Annotated in this window: 15 protein-coding genes; 7 read left to right on the top strand and 8 right to left on the bottom strand. The window is 51.7% G+C overall.

The window, feature by feature from the left end; all coding sequences use genetic code 11:
- Positions 1–42: 42 nt before the first annotated feature.
- A complete protein-coding gene (locus CAG65_RS05375; RefSeq protein WP_021703684.1) occupies positions 43–1,725 on the top strand; it encodes an aspartate:alanine antiporter in 1,683 nt (560 codons plus the stop codon).
- A gap of 69 nt (positions 1,726–1,794) precedes the next feature.
- Here CAG65_RS05375 and fabV read toward each other — a convergent pair whose 3' ends face one another.
- Positions 1,795–2,997, bottom strand: coding sequence for an enoyl-ACP reductase FabV (fabV, locus tag CAG65_RS05380; protein ID WP_021703685.1), 1,203 nt, complete (start codon positions 2,995–2,997; stop codon positions 1,795–1,797).
- Positions 2,998–3,307: 310 nt separating this feature from the next.
- Here fabV and CAG65_RS05385 point away from each other — a divergent pair, with 310 nt between their 5' ends.
- Positions 3,308–4,627: an endonuclease gene (locus CAG65_RS05385; protein ID WP_161452692.1), complete on the top strand. Its 1,320-nt coding sequence runs from the start codon at positions 3,308–3,310 to the stop codon at positions 4,625–4,627.
- A 53-nt stretch (positions 4,628–4,680) separates the two neighbouring features.
- On the opposite strand, the gene CAG65_RS05390 is transcribed toward CAG65_RS05385, so the two are convergent.
- The 5 genes from CAG65_RS05390 to CAG65_RS05410 all read right to left on the bottom strand — a co-directional run bounded on the left by CAG65_RS05390 (position 4,681) and on the right by CAG65_RS05410 (position 10,796).
- Entirely contained in the window at positions 4,681–6,966 is a 2,286-nt protein-coding gene (locus CAG65_RS05390) for an acyl-CoA dehydrogenase (RefSeq protein ID WP_161452694.1), read from the bottom strand.
- A gap of 67 nt (positions 6,967–7,033) precedes the next feature.
- A complete protein-coding gene (locus CAG65_RS05395) occupies positions 7,034–7,660 on the bottom strand; it encodes a TetR/AcrR family transcriptional regulator (RefSeq protein WP_021703688.1) in 627 nt (208 codons plus the stop codon).
- 351 nt (positions 7,661–8,011) lie between these two features.
- On the bottom strand, positions 8,012–8,398 hold the full coding sequence (locus CAG65_RS05400; RefSeq protein WP_161452697.1) for a GtrA family protein: 387 nt from the start codon (positions 8,396–8,398) through the stop codon (positions 8,012–8,014).
- The gene (locus tag CAG65_RS05405) at positions 8,395–9,798 is read right to left on the bottom strand and encodes a phospholipid carrier-dependent glycosyltransferase (RefSeq protein ID WP_161452699.1); all 1,404 of its coding nucleotides are present in this window, start codon (positions 9,796–9,798) and stop codon (positions 8,395–8,397) included. Before CAG65_RS05405 ends, CAG65_RS05400 begins: the two co-directional genes overlap by 4 nt.
- A complete protein-coding gene (locus tag CAG65_RS05410; protein ID WP_161452701.1) occupies positions 9,795–10,796 on the bottom strand; it encodes a glycosyltransferase family 2 protein in 1,002 nt (333 codons plus the stop codon). Before CAG65_RS05410 ends, CAG65_RS05405 begins: the two co-directional genes overlap by 4 nt.
- Before the next feature lie 126 nt (positions 10,797–10,922).
- Between CAG65_RS05410 and CAG65_RS05415 the strand changes: the two genes are divergently transcribed.
- The 4 genes from CAG65_RS05415 (at position 10,923) to CAG65_RS05430 (ending at position 14,155) form a co-directional block, all read left to right on the top strand.
- Positions 10,923–11,597: a response regulator transcription factor gene (locus tag CAG65_RS05415; RefSeq protein WP_021703692.1), complete on the top strand. Its 675-nt coding sequence runs from the start codon at positions 10,923–10,925 to the stop codon at positions 11,595–11,597.
- Positions 11,597–12,895: a histidine kinase dimerization/phospho-acceptor domain-containing protein gene (locus CAG65_RS05420; protein WP_161452703.1), complete on the top strand. Its 1,299-nt coding sequence runs from the start codon at positions 11,597–11,599 to the stop codon at positions 12,893–12,895. The genes CAG65_RS05415 and CAG65_RS05420 overlap by 1 nt, the downstream gene beginning before the upstream one ends.
- 68 nt (positions 12,896–12,963) lie before the next feature.
- Positions 12,964–13,863, top strand: a complete 900-nt coding sequence (locus CAG65_RS05425) for a pyridoxal-phosphate dependent enzyme (protein ID WP_161452704.1) — start codon at positions 12,964–12,966, stop codon at positions 13,861–13,863.
- Positions 13,864–13,888: 25 nt separating this feature from the next.
- A complete protein-coding gene (locus CAG65_RS05430; RefSeq protein WP_021703695.1) occupies positions 13,889–14,155 on the top strand; it encodes a DUF1496 domain-containing protein in 267 nt (88 codons plus the stop codon).
- A 1-nt stretch (position 14,156) separates the two neighbouring features.
- Here the strand turns inward: CAG65_RS05430 and CAG65_RS05435 are convergent, their stop codons facing one another.
- Entirely contained in the window at positions 14,157–15,605 is a 1,449-nt protein-coding gene (locus CAG65_RS05435) for an NAD-dependent succinate-semialdehyde dehydrogenase (RefSeq protein WP_161452706.1), read from the bottom strand.
- Between the two features lie 354 nt (positions 15,606–15,959).
- On the opposite strand from CAG65_RS05435, the gene CAG65_RS05440 reads away from it, so the two are divergent.
- The gene (locus CAG65_RS05440) at positions 15,960–16,925 is read left to right on the top strand and encodes a GlxA family transcriptional regulator (RefSeq protein ID WP_040902140.1); all 966 of its coding nucleotides are present in this window, start codon (positions 15,960–15,962) and stop codon (positions 16,923–16,925) included.
- Between the two features lie 44 nt (positions 16,926–16,969).
- Here CAG65_RS05440 and CAG65_RS05445 read toward each other — a convergent pair.
- The coding region (locus CAG65_RS05445) for a hypothetical protein (RefSeq protein WP_161452708.1) at positions 16,970–18,755 on the bottom strand (1,786 nt) is incomplete at its 5' end.

An 18,755-nucleotide genomic window follows, 5' to 3' on the forward strand; every position in this document is an offset into this window, starting at 1 on the left:
TTAACCTACTCCCCTAACTGGCACATTTAATAGAGCCGAGCCGTGAATATTGACGTCGTACACTTGCTTGAACAAAACCCCATCCTTCTAATCTTTGTTGTATTAGCGATAGGCCTCGCCTTCGGAAAAATACGTTTCGGAAACCTGCAACTGGGTAACTCCATTGGTGTCCTGATCACATCGCTGATCATGGGACATTTGGGTTTCTCGTTTAGCTCTGATGCACTGGCTATCGGCTTTATGCTGTTTATCTATTGTGTGGGCATTGAGGCCGGACCCAACTTCTTCGGTATCTTTTTCCGAGACGGGAAACATTACTTTATCCTCAGTATGGTCGTGCTGGTTACCGCAGTGTCGATCACCTACTTCTCCAGCCACTTCCTCGGACTCGACTTTGGTCTTTCCGCCGGTATGATGGCGGGGGCTCTGACCTCCACCCCGGTGCTGGTTGGTGCTCAGGATGCGCTGAACTCCGGACTCGCCACCATCCCGCACTCGATGGATTTCGACCTGGTGATGGAAAACTTATCTGTTGGTTATGCCATGGCGTATCTGATCGGTTTGATCAGTATGATCATGTTCGCCAAACTGCTGCCCAGGCTACAAAAGCAGAATCTGTCTGATTCCGCGCAGCAGATAGCGCAAGAGCGAGGCCTCGGTAGCTCAGGCCAGCGCAAAGTCTACCTGCCGATCATCCGCGCCTATCGTGCTGGCCCGGAACTTATCGACTGGACCGACGGTAAAAACCTGCGTGAGCTGGGCATCTATCGTCAAACTGGCTGCTACATTGAACGGATTCGCCGTAACGGCATTCTGGCCCACCCTGACGGTGACGCAATTCTTCAGGAAGGCGATGAGATTGCGCTGGTGGGTTTCCCGGACAGCCACGCTCGTCTTGATCCGAGTTTTCGTAACGGCAAAGAAGTGTTCGACCGAAACTTGCTCGACCTGCGCATCGTCGAAGAAGAAATCGTTGTCAAAAGCGACTCGATGGCCGGTAAACGTCTGTCTGATCTGAATCTGTCCGAATACGGTTGTTTCCTTAACCGTGTGGTGCGTGCACAAATCGAAATGCCGATGGATCAAGATATCGTGCTGGCAAAAGGTGATGTGCTGCAAGTCAGTGGTGAGAAAAGCCGGGTACATGGTCTGGCCGAACGGATCGGCTTTATCTCAATCCATAGTCAGATGGCAGACTTACTCGCCTTCTGCAGCTTCTTTATTCTCGGGCTACTGTTTGGTCTGATTACCATGACGTTCGGCCAGGTGTCTTTTGGCCTGGGTAACGCTGTCGGGCTATTGTTGTCCGGGATCACGCTTGGTTTCTTGAGAGCTAACCACCCCACCTTCGGTTATGTCCCTCAGGGGGCACTGAACATGGTGAAAGACCTCGGCCTGATGTTTTTCATGTCCGGTATTGGCCTCAGTGCGGGTGGCAAAATGTTCGAACATCTGGCGCAAGTGGGGCCACAGGTCATCGGCATCGCCTTCTTAGTCAGTGTCGTCCCGGTTGCGCTGGCGTATCTGGTTGGCGCCTACATCCTTAAGATGAACCGCGCATTGTTGTTCGGTGCCATCATCGGTGCACGTACCTGTGCGCCGGCCATGGACATTGTGAACGACTACGCCAAATCAACCATCCCGGCACTGGGTTACGCGGGAACATATGCCATCGCCAACATTTTGATGACCTTAGCCGGTACGGTACTGATCATCCTCAGTTGATCGGTGTGCAGACTCCAAGACTAAAAAAGGCGCTCTACAGAGCGCCTTTTTGTTTCACCGAATCTGTGATTACAGGTTGATGAAGTTGGTTTCAACGGCTGGATTCACGTCTGCGTCGTAATCCACACCTTCGACACCAAAGCCGAACAGCTTAAGGAACTCTTCTTTGTATTCCACGTAATCTGTCAGCTCTTTGATGTTTTCACTGGTGATCTGTGGCCACAGGTTGCGGCAGTGCTGTTGAATGTCATCACGCAGTTCCCAGTCATCCAGACGTAGACGGTTTTTGTCATCCACTTCCGGCGCGCTGCCATCCTCTTTGTACAGACGCTGGCTGAACATGCGGTAGATCTGCTCCATACACCCTTCGTGTACGCCTTCTTCACGCATTTTCTTGAATACCATCGCGATGTACAGTGGCATCACAGGAATTGCCGAGCTCGCCTGAGTGACAACCGATTTCAGTACCGCTACGTTAGCGCTGCCGCCGATAGCCGAAAGCTTGTCGCTAAGTTCTGTTGCGGCGCGATCCAGGTCCATCTTCGCACGGCCTAGTGCACCATCCCAGTAGATAGGCCAGGTCAGTTCAGTACCGATGTAGCTGTAAGCAACGGTTTTACAACCTTCTGCCAGAACACCTGCGTCAGACAGCGCATTAATCCACAATTCCCAGTCCTGACCACCCATTACTGTAATGGTGTCTTCTATTTCTTGCTCAGTAGCTGGTTCTACGCTGGCTTCAATGATCACATCTTTGTTGGTGTCAACCGCCGTTGAAGTGTACGTTTCACCAATCGGTTTTAATGATGAACGAATCAGTTCACCGGTTTCCGGCATCTTACGCACTGGTGAAGCCAGTGAGTACACTACCATATCAATCTGGCCCAGATCTTCTTTAATCAGATCCACGACTTTCTGTTTTGCTTCATGGGAGAAAGCATCGCCGTTGACGCTTTTCGCGTACAGGCCTTCTTCATGCGCCAGCTTTTCAAATGCAGCCGCATTATAGAAACCAGCGGTACCTGGTTTTTTCTCTGTGCCTTCTTTTTCGAAAAACACACCAATGGTTGAAGCACCGCCACCAAATGCCGCAGCGATACGTGAGGATAAACCGTAACCACTTGACGCACCGACCACCAGTACACGCTTTGGCGCGTTTTTGATTGGGCCTTGTGCTTTCGTGTAAGCAATTTGTTCTTTTACGTTTGCTTCACAACCCACCGGGTGAGTTGTGGTACAGATAAATCCGCGAATTCTAGGTTTGATGATCATATTCAACTTCCTTAAAAAATCCCCGCTAGGATAAAAGGTTCGACACGAAATCTCATCTAATTTCTGTAAATTTGCTCAGAAATAGCAAGTGGTTGGAGCACTTTAATCCGGATTCGTGTCCCCACCCAGAGCTTTTCCGCCCAGTATAGACAGCTTTGTCAGCTCTGGTGACCGGTTTGTGTTCAAGCAACATGTTTATTTTTTGATCGCCGCTTCCAAAAAATAGGTGTTGTTACTGATTTTATTCAAATATTCACATTCATGTGCCAGATTGGTTTGGCAACAATAATAATCAACGTAAGGATATACTATGCATTACTCGCCTCTGCTCTCTGGCTTGCTGTTATCGGCACTGGCACCAACTGCTCTCGCGGCGGTCGCCAACGGAGACTTCGAACAGTGGACCAACGGTTCACCCGATCATTGGAGCGTGATCGATTCCGGCATTACAGTGACCGACACTTTTCAACCTCTCTTTTCGGGCTCACGAGCAGCCGCGCTGAACGTCACCACCACCACCCAAAGTGCCACCGATTTTCGCCAGAGCGTCGCCGTGCAAGCCGGCCAACAATACGACTTCAGCGTCCGGGTTTACCATACCGAAGGACATGTGGCAGCGCGCCTTTATGTCGACGGCTATCAGAATTACACCAACCCAGCTATCACGGGTGAATGGCAACAATTGAGCCACAGTTACACCGCCAGCAGTGACGGCAATATTGAGGTCGGGCTGCGCTTTTATGACCAAACCGGTTTTGATGGTCAGGAGCTGGTATACATTGATGATTTTGCTCCCGCTAGCAACAGTGATGGCGATAATGGGGGAAGCGGCGACAATGGCAGCGGCGGGCTGGATAATCTCTCCAGTTACTATCAAAGTGCAGAAGGCCTGACTGGGTACGCGTTGAAAACTGAGCTGTATAACATCATTAACAGCCATAACGACCAAAGCTACAGTGCACTGTGGACCTTCTACATCAATAATGAGCGCGATACGTACTATGAGCAAGACAGCTCCATACTGGACGTGTATTCGGAAAATCCCGCAGCCAACGACCCTTATACCTACACTGCTGGCAATGACCAATGTGGCACCTACCGCGGTGAAGGCGATTGTTATAATCGCGAGCACGCCTTCCCACGCAGTTGGTTTGGCGGCGCTGTCGCACCGATGAACACCGACGTGCACCACATTTTTCCAACCGATGGCTACGTTAACGCCAAGCGCAGCAGTTACCCTTACGGCGAAGTCAGCAGTGCGTCCTACACCTCTGCTAACGGCTCGAAACTTGGCAGTGCCAAAACGGAACTCGGTTACAACGGTACCGTCTTTGAACCGATTGATGAGTTTAAAGGTGACATCGCCCGAGCGTACTTCTATATGGCAACCCGCTATCAGAACGTGATTGCCGGCTGGGAGAACAACAGCAGTTATGGCGACGCCGTCTTAGATGGCAGCTCGGACAAAGTCTACGAAGACTGGTTCCTGAGCATGCTGGTTGATTGGCATCAACAAGATCCGGTCAGCCAGAAAGAGCGGGATCGCAACGATGCGGCATACACTTTCCAGGGCAACCGCAACCCTTTTGTTGACTACCCACAATTTGTCCACGAGATCTGGGGGCAATAAAACAAAAAGGCACCCTATCGGGTGCCTTTTTCAGATGCTCGTGACGCTTACTTTCAGGCGACACTGTTCAGTTTCGGTTTGTTACTCGTCTCCTGCGTCAGGACTTCACTAAAGTCATGACTGAAGTGGTCAACCTGAATCGCCTGATAGCGCAGCGTATCGGCTTCCAAAATCTGATCCACTTCTTTCTGAGTCAGTACATTCTGTTCCAAAGCCTGCTCCAGACGATCTTTCAGCAGTCCTTTACGCGCTACTTTACCGTCTTTCGCCGCACGCATCAGTTTACGCTCCAGAGATTTCACTCCGTACATCGCGAGGAAAGCCCGCTCCATCAAACCGACACTGTCGTCCGCGTCCTGGCCGATGTAGCACAAGTGAGTCAGACGGTCACGGTGTGCACCCGGTGTCATCAGGCTCTCTGCCAGTTTAACAGACAGATCATCATTTGGACGCTCAAAGTGGTTACCCAGTGGGAACACCAGCAGTTTAAGCAAGCGACCCGCTGCTTTATTCGGGAAGTTAGTGTACGCCTCTTGTAGCGATTTAGCCGCATGATAGAAACAATGCTGCATCGCGTAGTGAACATAATCGAGATCCTGCTGCTGGCGACCTTCATCTTCGTATTTCTTCAGCGTTGCAGACGCCATATACAGGTAGCTGAGACCATCCCCCAGTCGCGCTGAGATCATCTCTTTGCGTTTCAGTTCGCCACCCAGAGTCAGCATGGCAAAGTCCGCGCTGACCGCCAGAGCCCGGCTCAGACGCGTCAAATCCTGGTAATATGGCTTCGTCGGGCCACTCATATCCGCTTTGACGAAGTAGGACCCGGTCAGAGCGGCACCAAATGCGCCCAGTGTATTTTTAGTCGCGTGAGCAATGTGTTTGAACAGCAGGCTATCGAACTCATCCGCCCCTTGTTTCTCATCCGGATTTGCCGCCGCTTCCATCTCTTTCAATACGTATGGGTGACAACGGGTCGCTCCCTGACCAAAGATCATCAGGTTACGGGTCAGAATGTTTGCCCCTTCCACCGTGATAGCAACCGGAATACCGAGATAATGGGTACCCAGGTAATTCATCGGGCCATCCTGAATGGCACGACCTGAGTGAATGTCCATCGCATCATTCAAAATGGTGCGCGCCATTTCTGTCATGTGGTATTTGGCAATTGCCGTCACAATCCCTGGTTTCTCTTTTAGATCCAACGATGTGGTCGTCAGGGTACGGGTGGCTTCAAGCAGGTAAGTCAGACCACCGATGCGTCCCAGCGCCTCTGCCACACCTTCGAACTTACCAATCGACATGCCAAACTGTTTACGCACATAGCTGTACGCACCAGTGGTGCGCGACGTCAGGTGGCCAATCGCCGTACCCAGTGCTGGCAAGGAAATACCGCGTCCTGCTGACAGACACTCCACCAGCATACGCCAACCTTTACCCGCGTATTCCTGACCACCAATCAGCCAGTCCATTGGAATGAACACATCTTCGCCACGCGTCGGGCCGTTCATAAATGCCAGACCCAGCGGATCATGACGCTCGCCGATGATCACACCTTCGTGGTCTGCCGGGATGAGCGCACAGGTGATGCCAAGCTCTTTCTTGTCGCCCAGCAAATTGTCCGGATCGTACATTTTAAAAGCCAGGCCCAGCACGGTTGCCACTGGCGCTAAGGTGATGTAACGCTTGTTCCAGTTCAGACGGATACCGAGTACTTCTTTTCCTTCATGTGTGCCGTAACACACGATACCCTGATCCGGAATACCACCAGCGTCCGAACCCGCCTCTGGGCCAGTTAACGCAAAGCATGGAATATCGGTGCCGTCGGCTAGGCGAGGCAACCAGTAATCTTTCTGCTCCTGAGTACCATAATGAGACAACAGCTCACCCGGACCTAAAGAGTTCGGCACCATCACGGTCACCGCCGTGCTGATGCTGCGGGTCGCAATGCGTGACACGATGGTCGAGTTCGCCAGAGAAGAAAACTCACGGCCACCATACTCTTTGGAAATGATCAGTGAGAAGAAACGTTCTTTCCGCAGGTATTCCCACACTTCTTTCGGCAAGTCACGGTCTTCTTTAACAATTTTATGGTCATCCAGCATGGTCAGCAGGGTTTCCAGTTCATTGTCCATAAAAGACTGCTCTTCAGCGGTCAGCGTCGGTTTTGGGTATTGGTGCAGCTTGGTGAAATCAGGTGATCCCGAGAACAGCTCACCATCCCACCAGACACTACCCGCCTCCATTGCCTCTTTCTCCGTACTGGACAACGGAGGCAACACTTTCTTGAAGAGTTTGAATGCCGGGTCACTAATCCATTTTCTTCGTAGAGAGCACATAATCAGATCCTTTTGTTCACAGGTAAGGGCCTACGCCCTTTTATACTTTTGTTATCTGTTCAAAGTTCTATTCGACAGCCACGCCGGCTGCGAGGTATGGGATCAACTGGTCAACCACCGTTTTGGGGTCCACCTTCTGACCAAAATCGTTCTCTGCAATTTCCGCCAGCGCCTTACTCGAGGCCATGGTGAATACGCAGGTTCCTAACGTAAAGTGCAAACGCCAAAACAACGTCTCTTGCGTCAGACGCGGGTTGGCTTTCAAAACTGAATCGGTAAACAGTTTCAGCGTATCCTGATAACGCGTGGTAATAAACCAACGCAGATGCCCCTGCACGTCAGTATAGCCACGGCCAATCAGTAACATAAAACGACTGGTGCCATTTGGGCGCACATCGTTCAGTGACTTGAGCGGACCGCGCAGAGATTCAAACACTTGCGCCATTTCATAGCTTTCATCCAGATTCAGGTTAATCAGCGCATCCTGAACGGCAGGCATAAATGCTTCCAGATAACGATTCAATACCGCACGAACTAACGTCTTCTTATCGCCAAAATGATAGTTCACCGACGCCAGGTTTACCCCTGCTTTACTGGTTATGGTACGCAGCGAAGTGTCATTGAAACCGTGCTCGGCGAACAAGGCTTCCGCGACGTCCAGAATTTTGTCTTTGGTACTGTTTCGTGGGGCCATTTTAATCACTCGTATTAAACAACTGTTTGAAATATACTCGCGGCACATTTATTTAACAAGCAATTAACATCACACTTTTGAGTATTGGTCGGACCAGATATCGGTAAGGTCTTAATAATCAGTGAAAATTGCGCGCAAAGAAAAATAGGATTTTTTTTCGATTTGAAGGGAACTGTTTGACGTTTGTCCGGTCTATTTAAGAGTAGTTAGCAATGCATTGAAAGTTTAACGGCCGTCAAGCTTGTCCTTACTGCTCACTACACAGATTTATGCTGCTTTTTCTTATTAACTCCTATGTTTGTATCCGCCCAGAACCAGATTGTTCTGGGCTTTTTTTATTGGGTCGCTAACTTAGGCAAACACCCAGCGCTGACACAAATAGAAATTGCTCAGCATACCGGCTGCAATTCCGGCGATAAACGCTGCAGCCGTGCCAAACGGCGAGCTGTGCGTCAGGGTGACAACAACGTGAAATACCGTCAGATTCGGCACTAGAGACAACCCTGCGCCCATCAAGGCTTTGCGCCATTGTAACCACTTGCTCTGACAAACGGCATCGCTGAACGTGAGCCTGCGATTTCCAACCCAGGTGACGCTCGCCGCGGCGAAAAAAGCCAAAGTACGTGCCATGAGTAGTGGTAAGTGCAACAACATCAGACCAGCGGTAAACACCAAGGAATCCACCACAAAGCCACACGTACCGACCAGCGCGAAGAAACTCAGTCGACGCACTATCATGATGGTTTCACGCACTGATAGAGGGCCCTGCCACTTTTGGCGGCGTAGGCCACCACACAAGTCAGTTTCTGCTCGGCAACCACGTGATCGACCTCTTTTTCTTTGCCAATCAGTTGTACTCGCGAGTACTGCTCAAGCGGCGTGTCCGAGGCGAGTTTCCGGGCCAGACCGTGACTGTAAAACTGACCAGAGAACGGGCGTTTACCCACGTAAAACGTTGCTACTCCGGGGCGGGTCAGTTGCCAGATGGCTTTGTCGCTGCGTTTCTCTGATGGCCCGAAGTGCAGATACCCCACGGCAACAATCAAGAATAATGGCACCACACCCGCGGTCACTTTAAACCAAAGCTGTTCCTGACGACTACCGCGCAGCACCATGGCGATGAGCAGCCCCAACGCAGGCACACCCGGTAACACGTAAGCAGGCAGGATATTCCCGGCCATGGTAAACAGCAGCATCGGTGACACCAGCCACAACGCCAGAAAACTGAGTAATTGCTTCTGCTCGCAAGCCCAGATCTGAACATGCTTGCGCTTACGCCAATACATCACCGGCAATACCACAGACCATGGCGCGGCAGAAGCGAGCCAGAACAGCCAAATCATCCCGCGCGGTTCATCGTGCGCGCTGCCATACAAGTCCCCTTGCCAACCGCTGACCACAAAGCGTTTGAAATGCTCACCGACAATAAAGTAATCGAGAAACCCAGGCGTGGCTTGCTCTGCGAGCACGTACCACGGCAATGCGATCGCACTCATCAGCAGCGTGCCGCCAATCAAAGGAAAACGTCGCCACAAGACTCGCCAGGCGCCCGTTACACCGTGCTGCAAAAACAGCCATGGCATCACCGCCAAGCCCACTAACACCAACACCACAGGCCCTTTAGCCAACAAACCAATCGCAAGACCAACAAAGCCAATGTAACCCCAACGGCGTTCGCCGAGCCAGCAGAGATAAAAACCGAGCATCGCCAGAGTCATCCCCAGCGTCAGCGCCATATCGGTCATCACTGCGCCCGCCGCGATGGAAAACAGGCCACACGTCGCCAGCACCAGTGCCGTCACCAACGCATCGTATCCCTGCCGACGCGCAAACCAGGCCATCAGGACGATCACCAAAACGCCAGCGAGCCAGTGAGGCATCCGCACCGCAAACTCGTTGACGCCCAGCAATTCAATACCCGACGCGCTCATCCAGGTGAACAACGGCGGTTTCCCCCAAAACGGCACGCCATAATCAAACTGCGGTGTCAGCCAGTTACCGGTTTCCACCATTAGGCGTGCCATTTCTCCGTAGCGTGCTTCTGTGGTGTCCATTAGTGGGTACGTACCGAGTGACAAAAGCCGGATCAATAACGCCGCGATCAACAGCGTCCACAGGTGAATTGGGTTGATTTTCACGCGCGCTTCTCCTGCTTGGCACTGTCGTGACTATTTTGTTCAGCAATGCTTTCAACGATGTACAACGGACGACGCTTGGTTTCAATGAAGATTCGGCCAATGTATTCACCCATCACCCCGATACAAAGCAGTTGAATGCCGCCCAGTGCCAATTGCACCACCATCATGCTTGGGTAGCCTGAAACGACGTCACCGAACAGCAGTGTTTTCACAACAATCACCGCCCCATACACAAACGCAGACAGTGCAATCAACGAACCTAAGATGGTCGCCAGTCGCAACGGACGAATTGAGAAAGAGGTGATGCCATCCACAGCCAGACCAAGCAGTTTGAGGTAATTCCATTTGGTCTCGCCGCAAAAGCGCGCATCGCGGTCAAAAGGCAAGGTGGCCTGACGAAAGCCCGGCCAGGAAAAAATTCCTTTCATGTAGCGGTTACGTTCAGATAAGGTATTAATGTGATCAACCACTTCGCGACTGAGTAAGCGAAAATCGCCAACGTTCTCTGGCACTTCCACCTTCGTCAGGGTATTGAGCAGGCGATAAAACAGAGCTGCTGACGTGCGCTTCAACCAGCTTTCACCCAAACGTCGGCGACGCTGCATATTGACCACATCGTATCCCTCCCGCCATTTCGCCAACATCACAGGGATCAGCTCCGGTGGATCCTGCAGATCCGCATCAAGCAGGATCACCGCCAACCCCTGGCAATGCTCCAGTCCGGCGCTCATGGCCGATTCTTTACCAAAATTACGACTCAAACCGATACAGGTCACCCGGCTGCTGCCCGGGTCCAGTCGTTCCACCAACGTACGGCTGGTATCTGTACTGCCGTCATCGACATAGACAATTTCGCAGCGATCCGGCAGTGAATCCAACACACACGTCAAACGTTGATGGAAAACAGGCAGCACATCCGCCTCATTATAAAAAGGCACAATCACCGATAAGGTACATGGCGGGGTAATTCGTGGTAACGTATCGTTTGAGTAGGTCATAGCGGTTATCCGAGCGGTTTCAATAGGATTACCCTACCTGCCCGGATGTGAATGATGTGTTGTCGACATATTTTTCACGCTGATTTTGTTCCTATAGCCGCGCGAAAAGAAAAGGGCCCTGGACACATGAAACGAATCCTGCTGGTGGAAGACAACCGCGAAGTTGCTGGTATCTTGTTTGATTACTTTGAATGTATGGACATGGAGCTTGATTACGCCGACAACGGCGAGCTGGGCTTGCAACTGGCAATGGAAAACCATTTCGATATCATCATTCTCGATCTGATGCTGCCTCGAATGGACGGCCTGACCGTGTGCAATAAGTTAAGAGATTCGGGCAATACCACGCCCGTATTGATGCTGACCGCCCTGGACAACAAACAAGACATGCTGAAAGGCTTTGAACACGGCGCCGACGACTATCTGACCAAACCGTTTGATCTCGAAATTCTCGAAGCTCGCATGAATGCCCTGATCCGTCGTTACCATGGCAAAGTGGCCAGCTGCGAGCTGAGTTTCGGCAGTTTAAAGATCGATCAGAAAACCCGCAAAGCCTACCGCAATGACAAACTGCTGGCGCTGAACCCAACCACGTACACGATCCTCGAAATGCTGTGCAGCAAAGCACCGGAGCTGGTCACCCGTCAGGAGATCGCACGCAAATTGTGGGACGAAGAAGAACCGAACAATGACGTATTACGCAGTCACATCTACCAACTGCGCAATCAGCTCGACAAGCCATTCAGCGTCCCCATGCTGACCACCATCCCAAAAATTGGCTTTCGCCTGGAGAACGTGTAGTGAAGCGCCCTTTTCTCTACAGCACCAAAACACTGACCGGCAAACTGGCACTGTTTTTTTCTGGCGTGTCACTGATCCTCGGCGCAGCCACACTGCTGATCTTTCTCGCAGCCTTACAATGGTCAGAAGATCGCGTGGGCGAACGACGTATCCAGATTGACCGTGATGAAGCAGCCACGCGTTTCCTGCATGGTGAGAACGGCAAAATCGTCATTGATGTCCTGACCGATGCTTACAACGATGTCAGGCTGGTTCCAGAGCCTTACCGGACTTACATCCAAGGAAAACATACCTTTCTTGCTGAAGTGGGGGAAGATCCGAACTCGCGGATGGTTCTGGTCTCACATTACTATGCCAATGGGCAACAAAAACCGTTAATCCTGCTGACCAAGATCGACGCTGTCGAGTTCGGTGCAGAGGAGATGACGTTCGCCGGGATCCTGGTGCTGAGCTGTGTGGCAGTCATGTTGTTCATCTTCGGTACTTTGCTGTTTCGTCTGTCTGAAAAACTGATCGAACCCATCAACGACCTAACCTTGCAACTTGAACGACATAAAGGGGACTCCAGCCACCATTTCACCATCAAACCCGGTGCCGCCATCGAATTTCAGACATTAGCCGATGAAATGAACCGCTATCGAAGTGAAATTCATACCGTACTCAAACGCGAACAGGCGTTTGCCCGTTATGCCAGCCACGAACTCAGAACCCCGCTGACCATCATCAAAGGGGCCGGAAAACTGATGAGCAAGAATCAGGATGCGGAGTTTCAACAGCGGCAACGACAACGTATCGATGATGCGACACTGCAGATGAGTACCATGATCGATGCACTGCTCGGCCTGGTGCGCTACGAGCGCGATGAAAGCAATACGCCCTACCGGATGTTTACCGCCAGCGAACTGAGCAGGATCGTAGAACAAAACTCGCATCAGGCCTGGGAGAAAGCCATTCAGATTCATCAAAACGTCGATGCGGAGCCAGACGTTCAAGCCTCGCCCGCCGTGATGAACATGATTGTCGGTAACCTGATTCGCAATGCGATTGCGGCAACAAATCAAGGCGAGATCCACATTCGCCTCACTGAAAATAGTCTGGTGATTGACGACCAGGGCGAAGGACTGGACACCACGCCAAATAAAGACGGGCATGGCCTGGGGCTACTTATCGTGGATGATCTCTGCCGTCGTTATCACTGGCAGTTCAATCTGACCAATCGCGTTGATGGAGGCTGCCGGGCTGAAATTGATTTCGGTTCGCCTGTCGTTAATTCCCCGGAGATTGTGCCCGAGGCTTAAGCCAGATCATGTCAATCTGCTCAATTTGTACTATTATGCTGGGCTTTTTGTGATCCCATGAAGTCAAAATGAACCTAAGCCAGAGTCCGATAACCCAGCACTGTTTCGAGCAGATTCCGTTTTTTCTCAAACGGGACGATCAGTTACACAGCCACTTCAGCGGTAACAAGGCTCGCAAATTTATGTCTTTGCTGAAGCAGGATTTGCCGGGTATCACCACGCTGATTTGCTATGGCTCTGCCCAATCAAACGCGCTTTATTCGCTGGCGGCCCTGGCCCGAATCAAGGGCTGGCAGCTAGAGTTTTATGTCGACCATATCGCCCCATGGCAAAAACAGCGTCCAACCGGCAATTACCGCGGCGCACTCGATCTTGGCGCTCACATCCTGGATGTGCGTGAACTCAGCTCTGCAGCGATGCACCCACGTGACTACATTACGCAGATTCGTCAACCGGGAGACGAGTGCCTGGTGGTGCCCGAAGGTGGACGTAGCCGCGAAGCCGAAGCTGGCGTTCGTCAGTTGGGTATGGAGCTCCTCAGTTGGGCACGGTTTCAAGTCAAACAACCGTTAGTCGTGGCGCTACCGGCTGGTACCGGGGCAACCTCCTTATATCTGCATAAAACGCTCAAACCCCATGGCATCGAGGTGCTGACTTGTCCTTGTGTTGGCGGGACCGAATATCTGCGCCACCAATTCCATGAACTTGGTGAGCAGGATCATCCGCAAATTCTCACCCTCGACCACAAACATCATTTCGGCAAACTCTATCGTGACGACTACCGCACCTGGCAAGCCCTGCTGGCTCAGACCGACGTCGAATTCGATTTGCTGTATGACCCGATGATGTGGCGCTGTTTGTTGAACTGGTATCACGCCAATCGAGATAAAACCCTGCTCTATATTCACCAGGGTGGTATTTTAGGCAATGAAAGTATGCTCCCGAGATATCAAAGAAAATTTGATTGAGCAGATAACGGATATGAGGCAGACAATGAACAAATCATTTGCAGTACTATTGATGATGATCGCACCGGTAGCCGCCGCTAAAGTCATCACAACACCGGGCGAAAAACCACTCGTCGCACTGGACGGCTCAGACATCGCCAAACGTGTGTGCTATTACCAGGATCAGGCGTATTCACTCGGTGCGATTGTGCAGGTCGGTGACCATTACATGGTGTGCAAAGAGGCCAACAGTTTTGAAACCAATGGCGCTCTTAAATGGGTCACCTTGGAAGAGAAGAAGAAGCCGCAGTAGTTCAGCGAATCCCGCCCATCAGGGTGTATTTTTCTTCCAGAAATTCTTCCAGACCCTGATGGCCACCTTCACGACCTAAACCGGATTCTTTGACACCCCCAAACGGTGCCGCCGCCGTTGAAATTAATCCTTCATTGATCCCGACCATACCACTTTCCAGTTGCTCACTCATGCGGAATGCACGCGACAGAGACTGCGTATAACAGTATGCGGCAAGGCCAGATTCCACCGCGTTAGCCCGGGTGGTGACTTCCTCTTCGGCCGAAAAACGGAAAATAGCTGCTAACGGACCGAAGGTTTCATCACTGGCCACCAGCATGTCATCGCTCATTTCGGTGATCACATGCGGCTCCACAAACCAACCCTGCTCGCTCAGTTGACCAAATTGAATCTGACCGCCTTTCTCCACCGCGTCTTCAATATGACGACGGACTTTGTCAACCGCGGCCTGATTGATCAGCGGACCAATATCCGCTCCGGTCAGACCGTCACCGACCTTAAGCCGGGCAACTTTATCAACCAGCTTTTTGACAAACTTGTCGTGCACGGCTTCATGTACGTAAATTCGGTTGGCGCACACGCACGTTTGACCGGCATTGCGGAATTTGGCAATCATCACACCATCCACAGCCGCATTGAGATCCGCATCCTCAAAGACAATAAACGGCGCATTGCCGCCCAATTCCAGCGACAGCTTCTTCACATTGAAGGCGCTCTGTTCCATCAGCAGCTTGCCAACACGGGTCGAGCCGGTAAAAGACAGTTTGCGGACTTTGGTATTCTTGGCAAAGCGCTCTCCAATGCGCTCTGCATCCGCGGTCATCACCTGTAGCAGACCGGCAGGCAAACCCGCCCGCTGCGCCAATTGCGCCAGTGCCATCGCCGTAAACGGGGTATCCGGCGCCGGTTTGAGCACCACGCTGCACCCGGCCGCAAAAGCCGGGCCACATTTGCGCGTGATCATCGCGGCTGGAAAGTTCCACGGTGTAATGGCCGCTACCACTCCAACGGGCTCTTTGGTCACCAGAATCCGGGCATCGGCCTTATGACTCGGCACAATCGTGCCGTAGGCGCGCTTCGCTTCTTCGGCATACCACTGAATGAAACTGGCAGCGTAGCGGATCTCGCCCTGCGCTTCTGCCAATGGCTTGCCCTGCTCACAGGTCAGAATGGTCGCCAGATCATCCAGGTTGTCCATGATCAACTCATACCAGCGATAAAGTACTTGGGATTTATGTTCAGCGGTCGTCTGCTTCCATACCAGATGCGCCTGATGTGCACTGTGGATGGCCGCCTCTATCTGTGCGCAGGTCAGGTTGGGCACCGTGCCGAGAACCTCGGCATTGGCAGGGTTGGTGACGGTGGACGTCGCAAGGTTATCGCTGTCGATCCACTGGTTATCGATAAAACAGTGCTGTTGGAACAGGCTGGCATCGTTAAGCTTGATCATGGTGTTACCTCAGAGCGGACGTGAGAACTCACGCAGAATATGAAGAAGGTATCAGTATAACGTGAATGTTGTGTGATCCCAGCCTTTTACCGTATCAGTTACATAAAACGCCTCAGCAAAAGCACGACCCTTTAACTTATCAAAATACGTCTCTGAACAGAAAATAACCGCCCGGCATTCTGAATAGCCACCTTACGTTGCATTGCACTTTTGAATCAACTACTCAGACCAGATATAAAACCCATTTATAAACTGCTTAATAACTATATTATTAGTCACATAATTTATAATTCTAAACACTTTGCACCAAGGGAATGGTGGCATGGATGTTTCTCCCATTTGATAAGGTATCCTGTGGAAAGAAAATCTATAACACTCACCGCCCTGGCATTCGCTGATGCACCCACAACATCGATTTCCGGGCCAATCGAAGTTTTGTCTATTGCTGCGAATCTGGCGGGCGCACCGGAACCGGTCGTCCATATTGTCACTCAGGACAATCAACCTATCCGGGGCATGGGGGGCGTCATCATCTCGCCCACCATTGATATCGAACAGGTTACTCAAACGGATATCCTGCTGATCGGATCGATCGGGTTTCCAGACAGTAATCTGGCGACTCTGGGTGACGACACACTTGAGTGGCTCAAACAGTTCGAGTCACACGGTATTCCAATTGTCTCCATTTGTTCCGGCGCATTTGTGCTGGCCAAAGCACAGATGCTGGAAAGCCGCACCGCCACCACACACTGGCATTTTGCCAATATGTTCCGCGATATGTTTCCGGACACCCGCTTGCAGGTGGATCGCCGTGTCACCTGTGACAACAACCGCTACTGCACTTCTGGGATCAGCGGATACAGCGACGTAATGATGCTGATCGTCGAACAGTTTTTTGGCCTGTCGGTCCGTGAAAGCTGCCACCAGTTTATTTTTGGCGATACCGATCAGGTTCAGCAGAAAGCGCTGGCGAACTTCATTCCGTACCGTCAGCATAACGACACGCTGATCCATCAGTTGCAAGACTGGATGCACAGCAGCCCGACTCTGGAATTCTCAGTCAATGTGCTGAGTAAACGAGTCCATCTGAGCGACCGGCAGATGAAGCGACGATTTAAACTGGCAACCGGTCAAACGCCCATCCAGTACATCCAGCAAATTCGGCTCTCCATTGCCAAAGATAAGCTGGAGAAAACCAAGCAGACCATTGAAGACATCAGCCGTGAAGTAGGCTATGAGGATGTGCGTTACTTCAGGGAGTTGTTTAAAAAATCCAACGACATGACGCCGTTAGAATACCGCAAACGCTATCAGCGCTAACCAATAAAAACACAGCGGGCTCTGGCCCGCTATGTTGGCAAGGATCACGCGGCTTCCGGGTGTGGAGGCAGTACCAACAACCCTTTTAGCGCTTTCTTGGCCTTTTTGCGTTTCGACATGGCTTTTTTGGCTTGCTTGGCCTCGTCGTGTTGCGCCCGGGCGCGATTCTTGATCCCGGCCTCTGCGTTCGTCATTTCGTCTTCATCGTCCAGATCATGTACGCCATCCACTCCCAGCAAACTCATGTATTGCTCCATGGCCTGTTGATGTGGCTTTGATACCTCATCATGGAGGGTTAACGTCCCGCCTTTTAACGACAGGCTGGCGTCAATCGGTAAACGCCATAACTCTTCCGCCAGTGTTTTATGGTCGGCATCGAGCTGCCCCATGTACATCTGCAGTTTCTCGTTACAACGCGTGACAACCACCGAATTCACTTTGAGATCCAGTTTGGCATCACGACGACGCTGATAGTTTTTGGTGGTCAGGTGATGGAACATGCCATCCCACAAGATGACTTTGAGCAGCATCGGATTCACGGTGGTGTCAAAATCCACACCGGTGCCCACACCTGCTGAAGCGCTGGCCGCCATACGCAACTTAACATCGCCGGACCCACGCACAATCGATTCAATGATGCCGTTCACCCCGACCCCGGCAGAGACTTCACCGGACACTTTGCCCGACACGGCGTTGATACCACGCGCCTTGAACGTCATTGACGTCGAACCTTTGGCTTTCGCACCCACAAAAGCACCTCCCGCCAGGGTGAAAGCCAGTACCTCGTCTGCGCCCATGATGTTACTGGTGTTGAGTGCGGCTTTATACTCTGCTTTTACTTCAGCCCCGACAAACAGCTCAGCTTCGTTGGTCATGGCCATGATCTGGCCGACCGTCAGCTGGTGCGTTACGGTTAACCTCAGCCCGGCTTCTGCCGCCAGAACCGCGTTGACGCCCAGATCAATACCCGGGATCAGCTGTATCGGCACAAATCCGTTGCGGTTTTCCAGCTCATCTTCGGTAAAGTCGGTGTACTTTTTACCGATGTTCACTCCGGGCATTTCAACAATATTAGGCTCTTGCTTACCCGCTCCGCCTTTCAGATACGTGGCGCCGCCACCGGTACCAAAATTGGCGTGCATATTGGCACTGACCAAGGTTTTGGCTCCTGCTGCCGCGGCACCGGTCAGCTCATTACGGATACAGCCAAAGTCCCAGCTTTTGGTGATTTCGACTTTAGCTTCAGCAAACAGCTCCGCGCTTTCATCGATCGACAGCGCACCGTTCTCAGCGTCACACTTGCCTTTCACCTCGGTTTTTTTGCCGCGCTGGCGGGTCATTTGCAACAGACGCTGCTTCTTGTAGTAATCGTTAAGTACCTGCCACAGCGCGTCATCGGCTCGCCCATGTTTCTGGTAGGCCTGATTGAGTGACTCGACCTGAGCATCCAACAGTTGCGCCTGGATCCGGCCGAGTTCGCCACTCTGCTTGATGCCATTTTGCAAATTTTGCAGTAGACGCTGCTTATGCAGCAGGAATTGGAAAAACGTTCGGTTAATAAACTTAGCCCGGACAGACTCATTCGGTGTCCGGCTTGGTCGGACGACTTTAATGATGTCGGGATATTTACGGGTGACCAGAGAAACCAGGATCTGCCACAGCGGATGCTCGGTTACGTCGGTGGCACTGTAACCATAACTGCTACTGAGCTTTTTGTGATGAACAAACATCATGGTTTCCAGCACGGAGTAAATCACATCCACACCACGCTGAATATAGGGGATAGCGCGATAGGAGTTTTTCTTGCCGAGTCCGGCACTGAGCGTGTCC

It is taken from the genome of Vibrio sp. V39_P1S14PM300 (genome assembly GCF_009904765.1).
GTDB classification, from domain to species: domain Bacteria; phylum Pseudomonadota; class Gammaproteobacteria; order Enterobacterales; family Vibrionaceae; genus Vibrio; species Vibrio proteolyticus.